Source organism: Pseudomonas sp. CIP-10 (genome assembly GCF_020911845.1).
In the GTDB taxonomy this organism is placed as follows: domain Bacteria; phylum Pseudomonadota; class Gammaproteobacteria; order Pseudomonadales; family Pseudomonadaceae; genus Aquipseudomonas; species Aquipseudomonas alloputida.
The window spans coordinates 335,158-354,255 of sequence record NZ_CP087160.1 but is presented as its reverse complement, the minus strand read 5'-3'; the positions used below and the strand labels follow the sequence as shown (position 1 = coordinate 354,255).

Sequence of the window (19,098 nt, the reverse complement as noted above, 5' to 3'; positions counted from 1 at the left end):
TAGCGCAAGCGGCTTTTGTGGGAGCGGCCTTGCGTCGCGAAAGGGCTGCAAAGCAGCCCCGGCGATTTCAGAGATTGTGCCGAAAACGGGGGCCGCTTTGCGGCCCTTTCGCGACGCAAGGCCGCTCCCACAAATGACCGCGTCAATGCCTAATGCGCCTTGCCCTTGGCGATCTCGATATCGTTCATCAGCGCCTTGGCCATGTCGCACAGGTAATCGGCAGCCCCCAGGAATTTATGGTCGTCCTCCATATCGCCCTCGCGCACCAGGTGCTTGATGTAGCCCATCAGGATCGAGACATGCTCGTAGGCCGCGTCGACGGGAACGCCGGGCTCTACGCGCAGGAGATTGAGGGATGGGTTACCGGCTGCGAGGAAGGTTTCCACGCCTGCGGTTGTGATTGGTTTGGGGCTGTTGGGATCAGAATCGATCGTTTTCACTTTTCAAACTCCCTAGTTCAAAAGGAGTTGCCGTGTTCATTCTTTCTCACGGAACAAAGGCGGCAACCGTGCACGAGGTGAGAAACCGAGTGAACGTAGGAAGCTCGGCCAGACCAAGGTCTGCCCGCGCACAGTCGCCATTACGCAGCCGATACGTTCAAAGTCGGGTTCTCACACCCGGTCGCCAGAGCGACCCGAAAACGGTATCCGTGAGCCACTTCCCCGACAACAGCGTTACTTCGGCGGCGCGCGTAGGATACTTCCGAAGCATCCAAACCCTGAAGCTTTAGACCCCATGGTTCAGAATTCCCTTACACAGATAACCCGGCTTACCCGCCCCCCTGTAGGAGCGGGTTCACCCGCGAAGAGGCCATACCAGACAACACAAGGCTAATGCTCCACCGCCGCAACGGTGTATCATCCGTCCCCCAAATCATTAAAAAGTGACGTCGCGCGCTGCCCGCCAGCCCCGCGACCTTCTGGCGTTGCGCCAGAACCGACAATGGACCACCGGACCTGAGCATCGTGACCCGAGCCAACCCCCTCGCCCTGTTGACCTTCGCCCTGGCCCTGACCGGCTGTGCCGGCGGCACCCCGCCCCAACCCAACAGCAACCTGGGCTGGAACCACCCCGGCATGCAGCTGGGCGGCGACAACGGCCTGCCCCTGCGCACAGAAGCCCCGTGCCGCAAGCGCGGCTGCGACAATGACAAGCTGTTTTTCAACCCGGGTAAAAGCGAGCCTAGCGTCACCACCATGCACCGCGGCTGGTAGGAAAATTCTTCTTTTGGGCCGGTGACTTAGGTCTTTTGCGAACATTCGCAAGGAAGTGGTTTACAGGCGCCAAACGATCGCTATAATGACGCCCCATTGCCGGTATAGCTCAGATGGTAGAGCAACTGACTTGTAATCAGTAGGTCCCGGGTTCGATTCCTGGTGCCGGCACCATATAAATCAAGGGCTTGCAGCGATGCAGGCCCTTTTTTTTGGCTTTGCACGTACCAACGCACGTACCAAGCGGCTGCTAAAGGTGCTCCATGGATTGGCTGCAGTTCATTTCATCGATCGTTGCTTCGCTGGCCTGGCCGGTAGCAGTGATCACCATCGTTGCTCTGCTTCGCGAGCCTTTGGGGAAAGTAGTCCCCATGATTCGCTCCCTTAAATACAAGGGGCTGCAAATCGATGTGGGCCGTGAGTTAGAAGCCGCCAAGGTGAGCGCCGAACACACGGACGTGCAGGTCGAATGCATGGAGGAATTGGAACCCACCCCGGTTTTCCGGCAGTTGGCATCCATCGAACCTCGGGCCGCAGTACTGAGCGCCTGGTCACCAGTAGAGCTAGCACTGAAAGACCTAAGCATGAAGAACGGCATTTACAAGTTGGGTATGCCGGTCTACACGATCCACGACAGCCTGCACAAAGCAGGAATTCTGGACGACTCCCTTTTTGAGGTCATCAGCCGGCTGATGCGTGTTCGAGCCCAGGCTGTCCATATCGGTCCCGTCAGTTTTGACGAGGCGATCTCCACGGGTGAGTTGTGTGAGTGGACCCTTGCGAAGCTGAAGTCGCTAGGAGCAGAGGTTTAGATACGCACGCGCCTGCACTCGCGTCTAGGCTCCTGTTTTCAAGGTAGTGGCATGCCTGAAAAAAAGAGTAATCTCAGTAATCCTGACCGTTTTCTCCGCTGGAGCCCTTGAATTTCGGGGCCTCAGTTCAATACCAAAAAGTAATTTATAAGTAACCCTTAAGTAATCAGATTACTCTTTACTTGAGTGATATTTCCAATTCCTGAAAGCCTTTGAAATCAAGGGCTTAGCGAAAAATTACCTTTCTATTACCTCTCTTTGTAATCAGCGAAGCCCAGTAAATAGGGGGTCTTCAGCACCATCCCTCCCCCTCGGTTACGGTTGTTACTCTTTTTTCGAGACTACCCCTACCTCTGCCAAACGACGCTCCAAGATCAGCCTTGTGCCGTCGCAATACCTCCTCCGGTGCAGGGATTCGCAGAAAACCTGGATCGTCAATTCCTTCCAGCAGCCCAACAGCCTGGCCTGTTCAGCATCTGCGCAGGGGTGCGGAAAATCCGACACGTTTAGCCCGCAGGCGTGGCGGGGGGACGATTGCGCGCGCCGGGTCCAGCTCGCACCGGCCGTCACTGAAGCTCGCTTGCTCGTCCACCGGGTGATACTGTTTGCACATACAGTATTTGGATGGCAGTGCCGTGGACATCGACATTGAAGGGTTTGAACACGGGCTGCCCAGCTGGCCCGAGATGGTTGCGCACCAGGTGGTGCTTCTGACCCATGAGGCGGAGCAGGCTTGGGGGCAGGTAGCAAAAGCGAAGGCCGATGTGCGAAAGCTGGTGGACATCAATGCGGATCTGAACAAGCAGATCATGGCCTTGCAGCGCCAAGTGCTGGAGTTGCGCCATCACCTTTGCATGGAGACCAACATGCACGGGCGAATCTTCTCCACTTGGGGAGGTGCATCGCCAGGACTCAAGAGCAAGCAGATCGCGGTGTATCCAATACTCTGACCTACTTTTCCAGGGCGAAAAAAAGCCGCCCCGAAGAGCGGCTTGTTCACTGCTACGAGTACTGCAGGCATGTGCTGCTGCCCATTCCGACAAAGCTGAAGAAGCTCCTGGGTGAACTATCTGTGCGCAAATTCACTTCGGCCCTTGTGCAACGCCTGGTCGACCGAATAGCCGATGAAGGGACGCCCTCTAAGGCAGCGCACGTGCTGCGATACCTTCGGCGAGTGATGCAGTGGGGCCGTAACCGCGGCTATCTGGAAATAAACGTTGCTCTGGGCATTGAAGCGCCGGCTGAGCGTAAACAGCGCCACCTACCGAGTCCCAAGGTAATGGGAGAGCTGATCGCTCGTGCCCATGCAAAAGGCAAACTCACACGAGGCCAGAAAGGTTCTTGCCCGGCGTATCTAGGCTACGTGATGGAACTGGCCTACCTTTGCCGACTACGAGGTATCGAAACTGTCACACTCACCGATGCCAACGAGCTGGAAGAAGGGGTGCAGACAAATAGGCGCAAGGGCAGCCGGGACAACGTGGTGCGGTGGACGCCACGGCTTCGGGCCGCTTGGGAGGGGGCCAAGTCATACAGACGCAGCGTCTGGACGAGTCAGGCCTACCCGGTCCCAACCGCGGCTGAACGCCGTTTCATCATTGTGGCCGCTCATGGGGGGGCCTTGCAGAAGTCCAGCCTAGATACGACTTGGCAGCGCTTCATCACCAAGGCTATTAGGGATGGCATTCTCACCGAGGAACAGCGTTTCGCGTTGCACGATCTCAAGCGACGGGGCGTCACCGACACCCCTGGCGATCGCAAGCAAAAGCAAGACGCAAGCGGCCACCGTGACGAGGCTATGCTCGACATTTACGATTTCAGCCTCCCACTCGTCTCCCCATCCGCCGACTAATCTCAAACCGCGTGGGTGCTAGTGAAATTGGTCCGTTTCAGTTTTTCATGAAATTGAAACGGACATCCCTTTGATGTAGTCTCCATTTCAAATAGAGGAATTTTTGAAATGAGCATCATCAAACGGCCGCCTCCAGTCATAGCCAATCCGTTCCAGCCCATTATCGAAGAGCACAAGGCTCAGATAGGCCAGTACATGGAACTGGTACACCCTTTGGACTCCAAAGGCCGGTACCTCCATTTTGACGAATGGCGGTTCCGGTTTCCAAAAGGGCTGGATGCAGCGTTAGCATGGTCAGTCATAAAGTTTTCAAGAGTAAGTCAACTAACCCCTGCGATAGTACTCGGGGATCCGGCACAAACATGCCAGTACATGTACACCCCTGCCATGCACTTAGCAGTCTCGAAGTGCGATCAACACACAACGACAGCCCAGCTTGAATGGATGTGCTCAAAGATTGGCGAAGGCAAGCACCTTCAATACCTTTTAAATGACCTCGTAGAAGATGAAGCGATAAGCAGCAGTCAACTTGAGGGGGCAGCCACAACTACAAAAGCTGCAAAAGACCTTTTGAAGAGAAACAAGGGCCCCCGGTCAGCCGATGAAAAAATGATTATCGGCAACTATAAAATGATGAACTACGCTTGGGAAAACAGAGATAAGGATCTAACCGAAGATCTTATAACTGAATTACATAAAATCGGCGTCGAAGGAATTGACGACGACAAATATCATCCTGGTACATTTAAAAATAGCGACGATGTTGTTGTTGGGGATAATGGCCAGATAGTGCATCAGCCCCCGCCAGTCGCAGGGCTGCACGGCAGGATCGTTGCGCTGTGTGAGTGGATAAACAAGGATCATACCGACGCGTTAAGCAAGGACTATATGCATCCTCTTATCAAAGCTATCATTTTACACTTTGCCATAGGATACGAGCATCCTTTCCACGATGGAAACGGGAGGGTAGCACGGTCACTTTTCTACTGGTTCATGTTCAAGAAGGGCTTCAGCGGCTTTAGGTACATTGCTATCAGCACCTTGCTAAAAAAAGCGCAAATACAATATGGGAAAAGCTACCTGTACACTGAAACCGACAATATGGACTTAACATATTTCCTAGATTATCAGTGCAGAGTTGTAGCTAGAGCGATAAGCAAATTCAACTCTACATACGAAAAAACCGCTGAATCCATAATGAAGTTCAATGCCTTCCTCTTTCAGTCAGGACTCTACGCAAAAATTTCAGAAAAACAGAGAATCATACTTAACGTAGCAAAACAGGGTGTTGCATCTGAGTTTACAATTACAAATGTTAAGGAAAACTTAAGATGCGCTTACAACACTGCTGCGAACGCGCTAAATGGGCTCGTAGAACTGGGTATTTTCAGGAAAGAAAAATTTAAAAATGAATGGGTTTACAGTATGTATGACAGCGAGAAAATCATGAAAACCTGGAAGAGTTAGGCACGACCAGAGTGGGCAGCGATGTCACCACGTACCAGTCGGGTCGAAGATCTGATGATTTGCGGCGCTTAACGGCGTGAACACGTACCACGAAACTCTATAACCCATTGATTTAAAAGTAGTAAGCAACTTTCTTGTAATCAGTAGGTCCCGGGTTCGATTCCTGGTGCCGCACCCTACGCAGTATCAAAAAGGGCTCACCGAAAGGTGGGCCTTTTCGGCTTTCAGCTACGGCGTTCTCAAAGGTGTTCCGGCAACCCCCTCCGCGATGGTTTGCGTTCCGCCTGTTCTCCAACGTCGCGCAGAGAACTGGATTCGCCAGTAAGTCGCGTCTTCTGTGGGAGCAGCCTTGCGCCGCGATGGGCCGCAAAGCGGCCCTGGCAATCTCAGACCGGAACAGCGAAACCTCAGCCCTCCCACAAGCGTCAGAAAGCCCTATCAGGCGGCTCTTTGCTCCAAGCTCTCCCACCCCAGGCAAGCCAGCGCCAATGTGCGTGGTACCGCTTCACGACCACTGCTGTAGCGGCTGATGCTGCGGGCGCTGACTCTCAGCGCTTCGGCTGCCTGGTCGAGCGTCATCCGGTGCCGCAAGCGCCAGCGAATGAAAACTCGGGTATTTTCATCAGGTGCGCTCTGGGCAAGCGCGTCCAGTAGCAGGGTGTCCGCACCAATCTGAATATCCAGCGCTGGCCACTCCACCGACCATCCTCCGTCACCCAATACGACGCCTTCAAACGCTTTGCGCTTGGACAGTGGCGCCAATCCAGGATACGTCTTGAGCGCATCACTCATATCCAGGGTGAAATGCTGACCATTGGTAAAGGTAAGCTCAAGGCTAGCGCCCGATCGAGGTTGTACACCCTTCAGACGGGGACGTTTCATCGATGCCATTTCATCCACTCCTTCAACAAATCGGCCTGATTGGCCGCCACCCAGGCCAGGGCTTCTTGCACCACTTTCGCAGGTGCCCTGCCTTGGCTAACAGTCACAGATTCCAGACTGATCACCACATCCACCCCACCGCCCGTAAGGTGAACGTGGGGTGGTAGATGATCCCTTTCCCTTGGCTCGATGCGGTACTTGTCGCGATATCGGTATTTGGTAGACATGGCATGATCGTATCGCCAATTTGGCGATACGGTAACCGACCGGCTGTGAAGTTACCCAGAGAACTCTCACCGAAAGGTGGGTGCCGTTATGCCCGCCCTCCCCCTCTCAAACCGTCCGCAACCCCCGCCGCACCTCTTTATCGGCATACATCAACTGATCCGCCGCTTTAAGCGCGGCCTGCAGCGAAGTCGCAGCGGGATCAACACTCGTAATACCAAAACTCGCACCCACATAATCAAACCGACAGTCGTCAAATTCGTAGCTACCAATCAGCAGCGGCACCAGCCGTCTGCGCATCGCTGCGGCAGTTTTGGCCATTTCGTCCGGGTTGATCGAAGCGGTCAAGCCGATCACAACGAACTCGTCACCACCCCAGCGCCCAAGTTCATCTGTTGCCCGCAACCCGCCCTGCAAGCGCCGGCTGCCTTCGATCAGGAACTTGTCCCCCACCTCGTGCCCGTAGGTGTCGTTGATCGCCTTGAATTCGTCGAGGTCGATAAATGCCACCAGCACCCCCTGCCCCGTTCGCTTCGCCAACGCGAAATGCCGATGCAAGGCAGCCAGGATCGCACGCCGGTTCTTCAACCCGGTCAGCGCGTCATAGTTGGCTGCATAGCGTTCTTCCTGGCGGCGCAATAGCATCTGCCCGGCCACACGGCTGGAGAGCAAGATCAAGATCAACCCGAGCGCTGCCACAGAGGCTCCGGTCCAGTAGTACTGCTGACGCATCGGCTGCAGGTGATCAAGCTTTGCCAGCGTCAGCAGCTGATATTGCGCGTCGTTCAGGGGCTGGCGATGCACCAGATAAGGGTGCCCGCCAATGAGCCATTGATCGGCCTGAGCCGCGGCTGCCACTGCGCGGATATCCATGGGCTCGCCCGGCTCTTCGTCGCCATCCAGAGGCCTGCGAATATCGGGCGGGAGCAGTGTCGCCACGTTACGCAGCATGAAGGGTTCGCTGGACGCGGTGGTCACGCGCCCCTGACGGTTCACAATCAAGGCAATGTGACGCCCTGTCAGGTAAAGGGCGATGTCCGGGGCATCGAACTTGACCGTGACAGAGCCGAGTGGCTTGCCGTCAGCATCGTCGATGCGGCTGGCTACGAAATAGGAGGGGGTTTTGTTCAGGCGGGCAATGCCGAACATTTCACCACTGCCGGTGCGCAATGCGTCGAGGAGGTACGCCCTGCCCGTATAGATCTGGCCAACGATGCTGAATGACTCCGCCCAGTTGCTGGCCGTCACCGTATCGTCTGAGAGGTTGTTCATGTAGATACGGGCATAGTGAAGATCACTGGCCAATCTATCCATGAAATCACCCACGCTTCGCACCAGCGGGTCACGGGTGAACTTCGAAGCGCGCTCCTCACGCGTGAGTGCCGCGAAACCGGGCGGATCATGGCGATATCGGGCAGCGAGTTGGATCACCTCGCTTTGACGGGCCACCATGTTGGCCACGCTGGCCATCTCGGTGAACAGGCGGTCTACGACTCGCCCCGTGATCTGGGCTTCGTATTCGGCGCCTGCCGCCAGGTTGTCGAGTTCTTCTGCCGTAAGGCGCTGCGCTACCCACCCGCTCAGGCTTGCCACAAGTGCCAACCAGACGACCACAACGCCTAGCGTCACCCGGCGCACGATGGATGGAATGTCCCTGCGTTGCCGCCGCTGCGACGGATCGTAACTCACGCCGCGCTTGCCGGTTGAATGGGGCACCAAAGCAACTCCTTTTGCGATACAGCAATGTGCATCATCGACCCTGCGATACCCCGCCAAGGCGAGGCTCGCTAGATTGTAAGACATTCACCTCAGTGGATCGCCAATGGATTGATGGCGGTCAAACGACGGGCTGGGCGAGGAGTTTACGTTCAGAACAGGCAGCCCTGAGGGAGGATGAGCATGGCCAAGAGATTCCCCACAAACCCTCGCCACCCCGAGCGAATCTGCTGGGGTTGCGACCTGTACTGCCCTGCCAAGGCGCTAGCCTGTGGCAATGGCGCAGACCGGACCATGCATCCGGTGGAGCTGTTTGGCGAGGATTGGGATAGCTTCGAGGGCCAGCTGGAGAAGCCGGTTGATCCAGGGCAAGCGGTAGAGCCCAGGTAAGAAAGGGCCGCTTGGCGGCCCAGCGCAGGCCTTGAACCCAGCGCTGGCTCTATGGGACCGGGCTTGCCCGCGAAGCTGGCGATGCGCGTGCAGGCACCGGCTGCGCCGGTGTTCGCGGGTGAACCCGCTCCTACAGGTACAGCGCCAGGCCTTGTGGAAGGGCTTGATCAGAACGCGGTGCTTACCGTCAACGACAGGTTACGCGGGTCGCCGTAGATCGCCCCGGCATAGAACCCGTACTGGCTGTAGTAGTGCTTGTCGAACAGGTTGTTGGCGTTGAGGCTGACACTGGTGTTGTCGGTCAGCTGGTACTTGGCCATGGCATTCCAGATGGCATAACCGGACCAGTTCACGTCAGTGGCACCATTGCTCACACCGTTCGTAGGCTGGCCAGCCGGGCTGGAGATGGCGCGGATGTTGGTCTGCGCAGTCACGCCGGCGCCCAGGGTCAGGCGGTCGAGCGGGCCGCTCAGGCGGTAGGTGGTGGAGGCCTTGAACAGGTGCGACGGGTCGCTGCGGCCGTCGCTGTCGACGCGGCGGAAGTGCAGGTAGGTGTAACCGGCGTAGACGTTCCAGTTGGGGGTCAGGGCGCCTGCGACTTCCAGGTCGATACCGTCGGTTTCCTGCCCGGAGCCGGCCTTGTAGGCGCTGCCGCCAGTCGGGGTGGTCAGGTCGCCGTCCAACACGGCCTTGTTTTCCTGCTTGGTGCGGAAGTACGCCGCCGAGGCGTTCAGGCGGCCATCGAACCACTCACCCTTGATACCGGTCTCGTAGCTTTGCCCACGAATCGGCTCGACCTTGCTGCCGCTGCTGGTTTCAGAGGTTTGCGGCGTGAAGATATCGGTGTAGCTGGCATACACCGAGTAGTTGTCGTTGAGGTCATACACCGCGCCCAGGTAGGGGGTGACGATGCCGTTTTCTTCCTGGCTGCTGCGCTCGCCAGCCACGCTGCGGGTGACCGAGGAATAGTTGCTGGTGCGCACGCCCACGATTACCGATAGCGGGTCGGTGATGCTCAGGCGGGTGGCGGCGTACATGCCCTGCAGGCGAGTGGTGGTCTTGCTGTGAAGGCCGGTGCGCGAGGCGATGAGGTCGTAGTCGTCATCCACGCCATTGTGCCAGTCGGTGACCGGGAAGCCGTTGTTGGCGCGGAACTGGCAACCCAGTGCAGGCGCGCTGGTCATGCCGTCGCCGACCATGGTGCAGGTGTACTGAGGCGACCAGCCGACGGTGCGGCTGTCGTTGTAGCCGACCATGGCCTGGTGGGTGCGGCCAAACAGCTGGAACGGGCCGGACAGGTCGATCTGCGCCGACTGCTGGGTGGTGTCGCTGGAGCTGTGCAAACCGTTCAGCACGGCGCCGCTGCCGTCCTGGTCCCAATAGCCACCGTAGCTGCCGCGCCCAGCTGAGTTCACCTTGGCAAGGCCGCGATGGTTCAGGGCTTCGGTGGTGGCTTGGGCGGCTTTCAGGTCCAGGGTCCAGTCGTTGTCGAAGCGGTGCTCCAGCGAGCCGAACGCAGTGCGGGTGGTGTACTCGCCAAAGCTCCAGCTGGGCACCACGTTGGTGCTGCGCGGCAAGTCGGTCTTGCTGCCGTCGCGGTACCAGATCGGGATGTTCGCGCCCCAGCCGCCACCCACGACCTTGTTGTATTCATACTGGTAACCGGCGCCCAAGGTAGTGGCGTCGTCCAGGTCGAACTCGAAATTGGCCAACGCGGCGCGGGAACGTTCGGACTGGTTGTCGCGGAAGGAGTTGGCATCCTGCTGGGTCATCACGAAGCGCGAACGCAGGCGGCCATCTTCGGACAGCGGCAGGTTCAAGTCCGCCCCCAGACGACGCTTGTCCCAGCTGCCATAAGTGGCATAAGCGCTGCCGCCGAAGGTTTTGGTCGGTGCCTTGCGGATCAGGTTGACGGTGGCCGAGGGGTCGCCGGTGCCGCCCAGCAGGCCGTTGGCGCCGCGCACGATGTCGATGCGTTCGTACAGGTCCATGTTCAGCGCATTGCCGCTGCCACTGAAATCGGAGCCGCCCTGGGTCTGCAGGCCATCAACCTTCCAGTTGCTGATCGAGTAACCACGCGCGCGGTAGTCGGTGCGCCCACCCACCTCGGACTTGTTGGCCGTTACGCCTGGGGCGGTTTCCAATGCCTGCTCGATGGTATGGATGTCGCGGTCATCCATCTGCTGGCGGGTGATGGTGGTAACCGATTGCGGTGTCTGCCGTGGCGTCAGTGCCAGGCCAGTGGAGCTGCGGGTGCTCTCGACCGTGTAGCCCAACTGGCCGGCATCGTCGGCAGGCAGTACTGCGCTGTCTTCGATCTGTGTGGCGTCGAGTTCAAGGGGTTTGCCGTCGGCAGCCACTGCACCACCGCTGATGGCGACGGCGACGCAGAAGGCCAGCGGCTTGAGGCAATTGCCGCTTTGACTGAAGGGGGTGAACACTGGCGTGATGCTTTGGGGATTCATTTGGGAAGGCTTCGTATTTGCAGATGATTTTTTGTTAGGATTCTAGGGATCAGCCCTCCGGGCTCCAGACCCGACATGTACGGGGATGTAATTGAACGTAACGAGCGCCGCCGGCCCTCACCTAACAGGTGTTTTTCTGCATGAGCACGACCCTGCTGGTTGTCGATGATGACGACGAGATCCGCGAACTTCTTTGTGATTACCTGACCGATGCCGGCTACAGCGTGCTGGCGGCAGCCGACGGTCAACAGATGCGTGACCAGCTGGCCCGGCACAAAGTGGAGCTGGTGGTGCTCGACCTGATGCTGCCGGGCGAGGACGGCCTTAGCCTGTGCAGGCAGTTGCAGGCCACACCTGGGTTGGCAGTGATCATGCTGTCAGCCAAGGGCAGCACGCTGGACCGCATCATCGGCCTGGAAGTAGGCGCCGACGACTATCTGGCCAAGCCCTTCGAACCACGCGAACTGATCGCCCGGATCAAAGCCGTACTGCGTCGTCCGCAACGCCTGGGCACCTCTGCCGAAGAACCCGTGGTGGACGCCCAGCTGTTCGCAGGCTTTCGCCTGGAACACGTCAAGCGCCTGCTCACCCGCCCGGATGGCGAGACCCTGACCCTGCCGCGCTCCGACTACCGCGTGCTGCGCGAACTGCTGGAAGCCAACAACCGTGTGGTCTCCCGTGACCAACTGACCCGGAGCGCGTTCGGCCGCGACCACCTGCCCGACGACCGTTCCGTGGACATGTGTGTCAGCCGCCTGCGCCAGCAGCTGCGCCGGGCGCCGGCGGGGACCGCGCAAATCCTGACCATCCGTAACGAAGGCTACCTGCTGAGTCTCGCCCCCCTCGCGGCCGGTGCCTGACATGCGCTGGTTTCACCGGCTATGGCCCCGCACCTTGTTTGGTCAACTGCTGCTGATCATGGTCAGTGGCACGCTGGTGATCCAGTTGATGTCGAGCAGCATCTGGTTCGATGTGCGTTTCGCTCAGGCGCTAGAGGTGCCCGTGCGACTGGTTGCTGCACGCAGCGCCCCCCTGATTGCCCAGGCCGACTGCCACGGCGGTACGCTGCAGGCGCCAGCCCACTACCAGCTTCACTGCGTCGAAAGCCTGCCTGCGCAAGAGCATGACGAGCGCCGCGGACACAGGCGGGTCGAGCTGTTGTTGCAGCAGGCCCTGAAGTACGAGCTGGGGCATGCCCAGGACGTGCGCCTGATGAACGTGCAACTCACCGACGAACTGGGCCAGCCGATCGTCTGGCGCAGCCTGTTCGGCCTGCGCACAGCCCAGGCGCATATCCAGTTCGCGGTGCCGCTGGCCGATGGCCACTGGCTGACCGTTGCGGGCCAGGAACTGCAGGGCTGGAGCGGCGAGTCGGCCTGGGTGCTGATCAGCGATTACCTGCTGCGGGTGTATGCGCTGCGCATCGTCGCGGTGTTGCTGGTATGCCTGGTTGCCGTGCGCCTGTGCCTGCGCCCGTTGCGGCGCCTGGCCGATGCCGCACGCGGCCTGGGCAGCAACCTCGAGCAGCCACCCCTGGCACTGGATGGCCCGGAGGAAGTGCGCCAGGCGGCGCAGGCGTTCAACGCGATGCAGCAGCGGCTGATTGCCATGGTCAACGACAAGGCCTACTTCCTGGCCGCCGTGTCTCATGACCTGCGCACCCCACTCACCCGCATGCGCCTGCGTCTGGAGCGCTTACCCGATGACGAACACCGCCAGCGCTTGCGGCAGAACATCACGCAGATGGACGATATGATCGGTCAGGTTCTGGACTACCTGCGTGCGGGGGAGCAGCGGAATCTGCAGCAGGTGGACCTGGACCGATTGGTCGCGCGCCAGTGTGCGGACCTGGCCACTGCCGCAGAACCACTTCCGGTGCACGGCAAGGCGGGCAACTTGCGGGTAGATGCCTTGCTGTTGCAGCGCTGCCTGCAAAACTTGTTGGTCAACGCGTTGCGCTACGCCAAGAACATTTCGGTCACGTTGGAACGGGCCACCACAGGTGTATTGATCCATATCGACGACTGCGGGCCAGGGATTGCCCCGGGCCTGCTGGCGACCATTACCGACCCCTTCGTGCGCGGTGACGGGTCGCGTAACCAGGCGTCCGGCGGATATGGGTTGGGGTTGAGCATTGCCCAGCGGATCGCCACCAGCCATGGGGGTGAGCTGATGCTGTCGAACCGTGAGAGCGGTGGGTTGCGGGTCAGCATACTGCTGCCAGGCTAACGCGATCTTCTGTGGAAGCGGCCTTGTGTCGCGATGGGCTGCGCAGCAGCCCCGACGATTAGTGCCGTGACACCAATATCTGGGGCTGCTGCGCAGCCCATCGCGACACAAGGCCGCTCCCACAAAATAGGGCTGCGCAGACCTGGGAGTTCGCAATCAGGTAACAGTCTTTTACCGATTACCCAGGTTTTCCGTCCCCTGCGTTTGCCTATCCTAGGCCCGGTCATCCTGCCTGCGATGGACCCATGAAACACTCTCTTCCCAGCCGCTACGCCTGCTTCGTACTCTGCCTTGCCTTCACCTTCGCCAGCCTGCCCCTGCTGGCCCAGCATGCCTGGCTGTGGCCGGTAACGCTGATCACCGCGCTGCTCAGCCTGGTCGGCCTGAATGACCTGCGCCAAAGCCACCATGCGGTGCGACGCAACTACCCGATCCTGGGCAATATCCGTTACCTGATCGAAACCATCCGCCCGGAAATCCGCCAGTACCTGATCGAAGGTGACGACGACAAGCTGCCGTTCTCCCGCTCGCAACGCTCGCTGGTCTACGCCCGTGCCAAGAACGAAAGCGCCGAGAAAGCGTTCGGCACGCTCAACGACGCCTACAAACCTGGTTTCGAATTCATCAGCCATTCCATGCTACCGGTGGCCACGCCAGACCCTGCGTCGTTCCGCATTGCCATCGGCGGGCCGCAATGCCGAGTGCCCTACTCGGCCTCGATCTTCAACATCTCGGCGATGAGTTTCGGCGCCCTCAGCGCCAACGCCATCGCTGCGCTCAACCGCGGCGCGCGCATGGGCCGGTTTGCCCATGACACCGGCGAAGGCAGTATCAGCCCGTACCACCGTGAACACGGCGGCGACCTGATCTGGGAAATTGGCAGCGGCTACTTCGGCTGCCGCACCGAGGACGGTCGTTTCGACCCACAGCGCTTCGCCGAACAGGCCCGCTCGGCACAGGTGAAGATGATCGAGATCAAGCTCAGCCAGGGCGCCAAGCCTGGCCACGGCGGCATTTTACCGGGGCACAAGGTCAGCCCCGAAATTGCCGAGACCCGTGGCGTACGTGTAGGCGAGGACTGCATCTCGCCGGCGGCGCACAGCGCCTTCCGCACGCCGGTCGAGCTGCTGCAGTTCGTAGCCGGCCTGCGCGAGCTTTCGGGCGGCAAACCCGTGGGCTTCAAGTTCTGCCTGGGCCACCCTTGGGAATTCATGGGCATTGCCAAGGCCATGCTCGCCACCGGCATCACCCCTGACTTCATCGTTGTCGATGGCAAGGAAGGCGGCACCGGCGCGGCACCTCGCGAGTTCAGCGACAACATGGGCGTGCCGATGCGCGAAGGCCTGATGTTCGTGCACAACACGTTGGTCGGCCTGAACCTGCGCTCCAGCATCCGCATTGGTGCGGCGGGCAAGATCGTCAGCGCCTTCGACATTGCCAGCGTATTGGCCATCGGCGCTGACTGGGTCAACTCGGCACGCGGCTTCATGTTTGCCATTGGCTGCATTCAGTCGCAGAGCTGCCACACCAACAAGTGCCCGACCGGCGTGGCGACCCAAGACCCTCTGCGCCAGCGCGCCCTGGTGGTGCCAGACAAGGCCGAGCGGGTGGCCAGCTTCCACCGCAACACACTGCACGCACTGGCCGAGATGTTGGCTGCCGCAGGCCTGGAGCACCCTTCGGAGCTCAAGCCCAAGCACCTGGCACGGCGCATCAGCCCCAGCGAAATCGGGTTGTTTTCGGACTTGCACACATTCCTCAAGCCGGGCGAATTACTCAGTGGCTCGATCGAAAGCGAGTTTTATGCGCGGATGTGGCGGATGGCGCGTAGCGACAGTTTTGCGCCGGAGACCGTAAGCCCAGCGCCGGCTCAACCAGTAACCGTTCGCCGAAAAGAGACAGCCCCGGCATAGGCCGGGGCTGTTCGATACATCAGATCAGAATCAGAAGATGCTGATCGGGTACTCGACGAATACGCGGACTTCGTTGCCGTCGTCGTTGTAACCGTTCTGCTGCACGGCGTTGTTGGTACGCAAGAACGAGCTACGCAGTTTGATCGACAGGTCCTTGGCCGGGCCGTCCTGCACCACGTAACGGATCTGGTTGAAGATCTCGCGCTCTTTACCTTCGCCGAAGCCTTGCGGGTTGGCGACGTTACGGGTGTTGATGTTGTCACCCACCACGTAAGCCAGCTTGTAGGTCAGGCCCGGAATGCCATAGGCACCGAAGTCCAGGCCGTAGCCAAGCTGCCAGGAGCGCTCGTCTTCGGCGTTGAAGTCGGACCAGTACGAGTTGGCCAGGTAGATGGTGGAACCACCGTCACCCACGCCGCCGGCGTTCTGGTAGAAGCCGTAGTTGTAGCCAGTGCTGCCGGTGCTGCGCTGGTGAGCGAGGGTGAACGAGTGCGCACCGTATGCGTAGGTGGCTGCAAGGCTCCAGATGGTGTTGGAATCGCCGTTCAGGCCTGCGGCTTTTACGTACTTGTTGTTGATGTCCGACTTGTAGCCGTTGAAGTCCAGGGTCAGGGACTGGTCGCTGGCGATCGGGAAGACGTAGTTCAAGCCCAGGTAGTGCTTCTTCATCACATCTTCGTTGTCGGCGGTGTACAGCGAAGCGGTGAAGTTGTCGGTGAACTTGTAGCTGCCACCTAAGACGTTGATCGACTTCAGGCCACCACCATCACGGCGCTCGGCGCTCTTGCGCGCTTCCTGGGTGAAGCGGCCGGCGTTCAGTTCCAGGCCCTGGATCTCTTTGGAGGTGATCAGGGTGCCGGTGAAGCTTTCTGGCAGCAGACGTGCATCGTCGTACTGCAGCACTGGCAGTGCTGGCATCTGGTCACCGTACTTCAGCACGGTGTTGGAAATGCGGAATTTCACAGCAGCACCACCACGCGCCAGGTTGTGCGGCGAGCTGGCGTTGCCTTCGGCATTGGTGGTTTCGTGCGGTTTGAAGAAGTCGACGCCGCCACCACCGTTGTGGCCTTTGCCACCATCCAGGCGCACGGCGTACAGGCCGAATGCGTCAACACCGACGCCAACGGTGCCCTGGGTGAAACCGGAGGAGAAGTTGGCGATGAACGCCTGGCCCCATTCGATCTGGTCGTCGGTGCCATGCTTCTTGTCACGGTTGATGTAGGCGTTGCGCAGAAGGACGTTGGCGTGACTGTCCTCGATGAAGCCCTTGCTGTCAGCCTGGTCATTGGCCTGAGCCTGGGTCGCGGCGATCATCGCCAGGGCGACCAGGCTGATCCTGGTTTTCAACATGTTGTTTTCCTTATTTCTTAATCAAAAACGCTCTGCAATATGACGCCAGGAACCAACGCCCCTTCGTAGGTTCGACGCTATGCGGATCCAGCCGGGCGGGCCGACCGGTAAGTTCACGGCGGCCCTTGGCAGCAGCTTGGCCAATAACATGGCCAGCTGGCGTTGGCCGAATCCTAGCCGTGTGCGATTACAAATGTCAAAAAGTCGTGAAATGCAGGTTGATATAACCAAAATTACCGGCCTGTCTGGTGCATTTCCATGCAGGTTTGCGCTATCAGCGGGCAATTTATCTTGTGTAGGAAATTGCCTTTTGATCGAGCGGACAATTTCCTGAAAGCAGGCAAAGCGTGGCCGTAGAGGTAGTTACAAACTGACACATATGTAAAGACAACCCTTTACAAATAGCCGAGCGAGAGCAAATAACAAGCATTACCATCCGCACTTTATTTTCAACTGCCCGTTCCGGATGTGCCCATGCTTGTACCCTGCCGTCTTTCACCCCTGACGCTTGGCCTGTCGCTGCTTTTCAGCGCCAGCCTGGCCAGTGCCGCCACCACCACACTGCCGGAGTCGTCGGTTACCGCCGAGAGCGAACGCGAGAAGGACAACCCGCGGGTCAAGGAGGTGAGCACCGCAACCCGCACCTCGACGCCCGTGCGTTATGTGCCGCAGGCCATCGATACGGTGAAAACCGCCAATGTGCTGGATTACGGCAGCAACACGCTGGGCAAGGCGCTGGAGGGTATCCCCAACGTCAGCAGCGGCGCCGACACCCGTTTTGACAGCGTACGCATCCGCGGCTTCGAGGCCAGCAACGACTTCTATCTGGACGGTATTCGCGACGACAGCCAGTACATCCGCGACCTGCACAACATCGAGCGGGTCGAAGTGCTGAAGGGGCCTGCAGCGGTACTGTATGGCCGTGGCAGCCAGGGCGGCATCGTCAACAGGGTCAGCAAGGCACCAGAGCCGGGTCGCCGCTCGACCATCGAAGCGCAGGCCGGCAGCGAAGACCTGCGCAGCCTGTATGCCGACCTCAGCGCAGACCCCAGCGACACGGTCAGCCTGCGCCTGAACATGGGCAACCAGGACAACAACAGCTTTCGCGAGGGTATTGACGGTAGCCGCCAACTGTTCGCCCCGTCGATCAGCTGGCAGATCACCCCCGACCTGAACTGGCTGGTGCAGTATGAATACAGCCGCTACAACCGCACACCAGACCGCGGCATCCCGAGTGTCAACGGCCGCCCGGCAGACGTCAGCCGCAGCGCCACCTACGGCGACCATCGCGACTACATTGACGACCGCGCCCAATCGCTGCGCTCGCGCCTGAACTACCAGTTGAACGAAACCTGGCAGCTGCGCCACACCCTGGGCCTGTTCAAACTCGACAGCGAGTTCGACAACACCTATGTCACGGGCTACAACGCCGGCACCAATACCTTGACCCGCCAACGCTGGCAGCAGGACCTGAACACCCGCAACCTGTTCAACAACCTGGAGGCCGAGGGCGACTTCGACACCTTGGGCCTTGAACACAAGCTGCTGCTGGGCCTGGAGTTCGGCAACCAGCGGCGCGACCCGCTGCTATACAGTGCCGGCAGCCAGAACCTGCCAGGCCTGGGCAAACCCAGCCAGCCGCACAATGGTACGTTGGCGGTATCGAGCAACAACCACACCGTGGTCGACAGCCGCGGGGTTTATCTGCAGGACCAGATTCGCCTGAACGATCAGTGGCAGGTTCTCGCCGGCGTACGCTTTGACCAGTTCGAAGTGGAAACCACCAACAAGGATGGCTTGCGCGAACCGCAGGACAGCAACAGCACCAGCCCACGCCTGGGCGTGGTCTACACGCCATGGCGCGACCATTCGTTCTACGCCTCGTGGAGCAAGACTTTCTCGCCGGTGGGCGGAGGCTTGATCGGCATCACCCCGGGGGCGCCGGGCAATACCAACGACACCCGTCCGGAGCAGACCCGGCAGAAGGAAATCGGGGTGAAAAGTGACTGGCTCGACCAGCGCCTGACCACCACCCTGGCCATCTACGAGCTGGAACTTTACAACCGCCGCACCCGCGACCCGAACGACCCGAACATCATCTTGCTCAGCGGCATGCAACGTTCGCGCGGCATCGAGCTGACTGCCACCGGCAACATCGTCGGCAACTGGTATGTACGCGGCGGCATTGGCCTGCAGGATGCGATCATCGTCAAGGACAATAACGGCCAGGAAGGCAACCGCATCAATGACGTGGCCAAGCGCAATGGCAGCCTGTTCGTGACCTGGAAGCCAGAACTGGGGTGGTACGCCGAAACCGGGCTGACACTGGTGGGCGAACGTTATGCGGACAACCAGAACACCACGGTATTGCCAGGGTATGGCCGTTGGGATGCACTGGCGGGGTATCGGACCCATGACTGGGATGTGCGGGCGGCATTGAGCAACATTGCTGACAAGACCTACTACAGCTCGGCGACCAGTGCGGCGCAGATCCAGGTGGGCGATCCGCGTAGCCTTGTGGTGACGGGTAGCTACAGTTTCTGATCTTAGTTGCCTGTACCTGCCTCTTCGCGAGCATGCCTG

General features: G+C 59.4%; 16 protein-coding genes and 2 tRNA genes. 12 read left to right on the top strand and 6 right to left on the bottom strand.

Features of this window, described 5'->3' with window-relative positions; translation table 11 throughout:
* Nucleotides 1–149: 149 nt before the first annotated feature.
* Nucleotides 150–440 (bottom strand): DUF3077 domain-containing protein, encoded by a 291-nt coding sequence (locus LMH93_RS01560; RefSeq protein WP_003255753.1) that lies wholly within the window; start codon nt 438–440, stop codon nt 150–152.
* 525 nt (nt 441–965) lie between these two features.
* Between LMH93_RS01560 and LMH93_RS01555 the strand changes: the two genes are divergently transcribed.
* The 7 genes from LMH93_RS01555 to LMH93_RS01525 all read left to right on the top strand — a co-directional run bounded on the left by LMH93_RS01555 (nt 966) and on the right by LMH93_RS01525 (nt 5,519).
* Nucleotides 966–1,214 carry a hypothetical protein gene (locus LMH93_RS01555; RefSeq protein WP_121782743.1) on the top strand — a complete coding sequence of 83 codons (249 nt, stop codon included), beginning with the start codon at nt 966–968 and terminating at the stop codon, nt 1,212–1,214.
* A gap of 98 nt (nt 1,215–1,312) precedes the next feature.
* Nucleotides 1,313–1,388, top strand: a tRNA-Thr gene (locus LMH93_RS01550).
* 89 nt (nt 1,389–1,477) lie between these two features.
* Nucleotides 1,478–2,026 carry a hypothetical protein gene (locus LMH93_RS01545; RefSeq protein ID WP_230064789.1) on the top strand — a complete coding sequence of 183 codons (549 nt, stop codon included), beginning with the start codon at nt 1,478–1,480 and terminating at the stop codon, nt 2,024–2,026.
* Nucleotides 2,027–2,661: 635 nt separating this feature from the next.
* Nucleotides 2,662–2,976 (top strand): hypothetical protein, encoded by a 315-nt coding sequence (locus tag LMH93_RS01540; RefSeq protein ID WP_230064788.1) that lies wholly within the window; start codon nt 2,662–2,664, stop codon nt 2,974–2,976.
* The gene (locus tag LMH93_RS01535; protein WP_442800201.1) at nt 2,973–3,878 is read left to right on the top strand and encodes a site-specific integrase; all 906 of its coding nucleotides are present in this window, start codon (nt 2,973–2,975) and stop codon (nt 3,876–3,878) included. Before LMH93_RS01540 ends, LMH93_RS01535 begins: the two co-directional genes overlap by 4 nt.
* Before the next feature lie 114 nt (nt 3,879–3,992).
* Complete coding sequence (locus tag LMH93_RS01530) at nt 3,993–5,345, top strand: Fic family protein (protein WP_442800200.1); 1,353 nt, start codon at nt 3,993–3,995, stop codon at nt 5,343–5,345.
* A gap of 61 nt (nt 5,346–5,406) precedes the next feature.
* Nucleotides 5,407–5,519 (top strand) — tRNA-Thr (locus LMH93_RS01525).
* A gap of 264 nt (nt 5,520–5,783) precedes the next feature.
* Here the strand turns inward: LMH93_RS01525 and LMH93_RS01520 are convergent.
* The 3 genes from LMH93_RS01520 to LMH93_RS01510 all read right to left on the bottom strand — a co-directional run bounded on the left by LMH93_RS01520 (nt 5,784) and on the right by LMH93_RS01510 (nt 8,168).
* Complete coding sequence (locus LMH93_RS01520; RefSeq protein ID WP_230064786.1) at nt 5,784–6,236, bottom strand: DUF2442 domain-containing protein; 453 nt, start codon at nt 6,234–6,236, stop codon at nt 5,784–5,786.
* Nucleotides 6,224–6,454 (bottom strand): DUF4160 domain-containing protein, encoded by a 231-nt coding sequence (locus tag LMH93_RS01515; RefSeq protein WP_230064785.1) that lies wholly within the window; start codon nt 6,452–6,454, stop codon nt 6,224–6,226. Before LMH93_RS01515 ends, LMH93_RS01520 begins: the two co-directional genes overlap by 13 nt.
* 106 nt (nt 6,455–6,560) lie before the next feature.
* The gene (locus LMH93_RS01510) at nt 6,561–8,168 is read right to left on the bottom strand and encodes a diguanylate cyclase domain-containing protein (RefSeq protein ID WP_442800192.1); all 1,608 of its coding nucleotides are present in this window, start codon (nt 8,166–8,168) and stop codon (nt 6,561–6,563) included.
* Nucleotides 8,169–8,351: 183 nt separating this feature from the next.
* On the opposite strand from LMH93_RS01510, the gene LMH93_RS01505 reads away from it, so the two are divergent.
* Nucleotides 8,352–8,558, top strand: a complete 207-nt coding sequence (locus tag LMH93_RS01505; protein ID WP_014860378.1) for a DUF3079 domain-containing protein — start codon at nt 8,352–8,354, stop codon at nt 8,556–8,558.
* A 167-nt stretch (nt 8,559–8,725) separates the two neighbouring features.
* Here the strand turns inward: LMH93_RS01505 and LMH93_RS01500 are convergent, their stop codons facing one another.
* The gene (locus LMH93_RS01500; protein WP_003255779.1) at nt 8,726–11,023 is read right to left on the bottom strand and encodes a TonB-dependent siderophore receptor; all 2,298 of its coding nucleotides are present in this window, start codon (nt 11,021–11,023) and stop codon (nt 8,726–8,728) included.
* 140 nt (nt 11,024–11,163) lie between these two features.
* Between LMH93_RS01500 and LMH93_RS01495 the strand changes: the two genes are divergently transcribed.
* The 3 genes from LMH93_RS01495 to LMH93_RS01485 all read left to right on the top strand — a co-directional run bounded on the left by LMH93_RS01495 (nt 11,164) and on the right by LMH93_RS01485 (nt 15,165).
* Nucleotides 11,164–11,883 (top strand): response regulator, encoded by a 720-nt coding sequence (locus LMH93_RS01495; protein WP_003255781.1) that lies wholly within the window; start codon nt 11,164–11,166, stop codon nt 11,881–11,883.
* Between the two features lies 1 nt (nt 11,884).
* Nucleotides 11,885–13,252, top strand: a complete 1,368-nt coding sequence (locus LMH93_RS01490; protein ID WP_064615109.1) for an ATP-binding protein — start codon at nt 11,885–11,887, stop codon at nt 13,250–13,252.
* A 245-nt stretch (nt 13,253–13,497) separates the two neighbouring features.
* Complete coding sequence (locus LMH93_RS01485; protein WP_003255783.1) at nt 13,498–15,165, top strand: FMN-binding glutamate synthase family protein; 1,668 nt, start codon at nt 13,498–13,500, stop codon at nt 15,163–15,165.
* Nucleotides 15,166–15,195: 30 nt separating this feature from the next.
* On the opposite strand, the gene LMH93_RS01480 is transcribed toward LMH93_RS01485, so the two are convergent.
* A complete protein-coding gene (locus LMH93_RS01480; RefSeq protein WP_003255784.1) occupies nt 15,196–16,515 on the bottom strand; it encodes an OprD family porin in 1,320 nt (439 codons plus the stop codon).
* 474 nt (nt 16,516–16,989) lie between these two features.
* On the opposite strand from LMH93_RS01480, the gene LMH93_RS01475 reads away from it, so the two are divergent.
* The gene (locus LMH93_RS01475; protein WP_230064784.1) at nt 16,990–19,059 is read left to right on the top strand and encodes a TonB-dependent receptor; all 2,070 of its coding nucleotides are present in this window, start codon (nt 16,990–16,992) and stop codon (nt 19,057–19,059) included.
* The last annotated feature ends 39 nt before the right edge of the window (nt 19,060–19,098 follow it).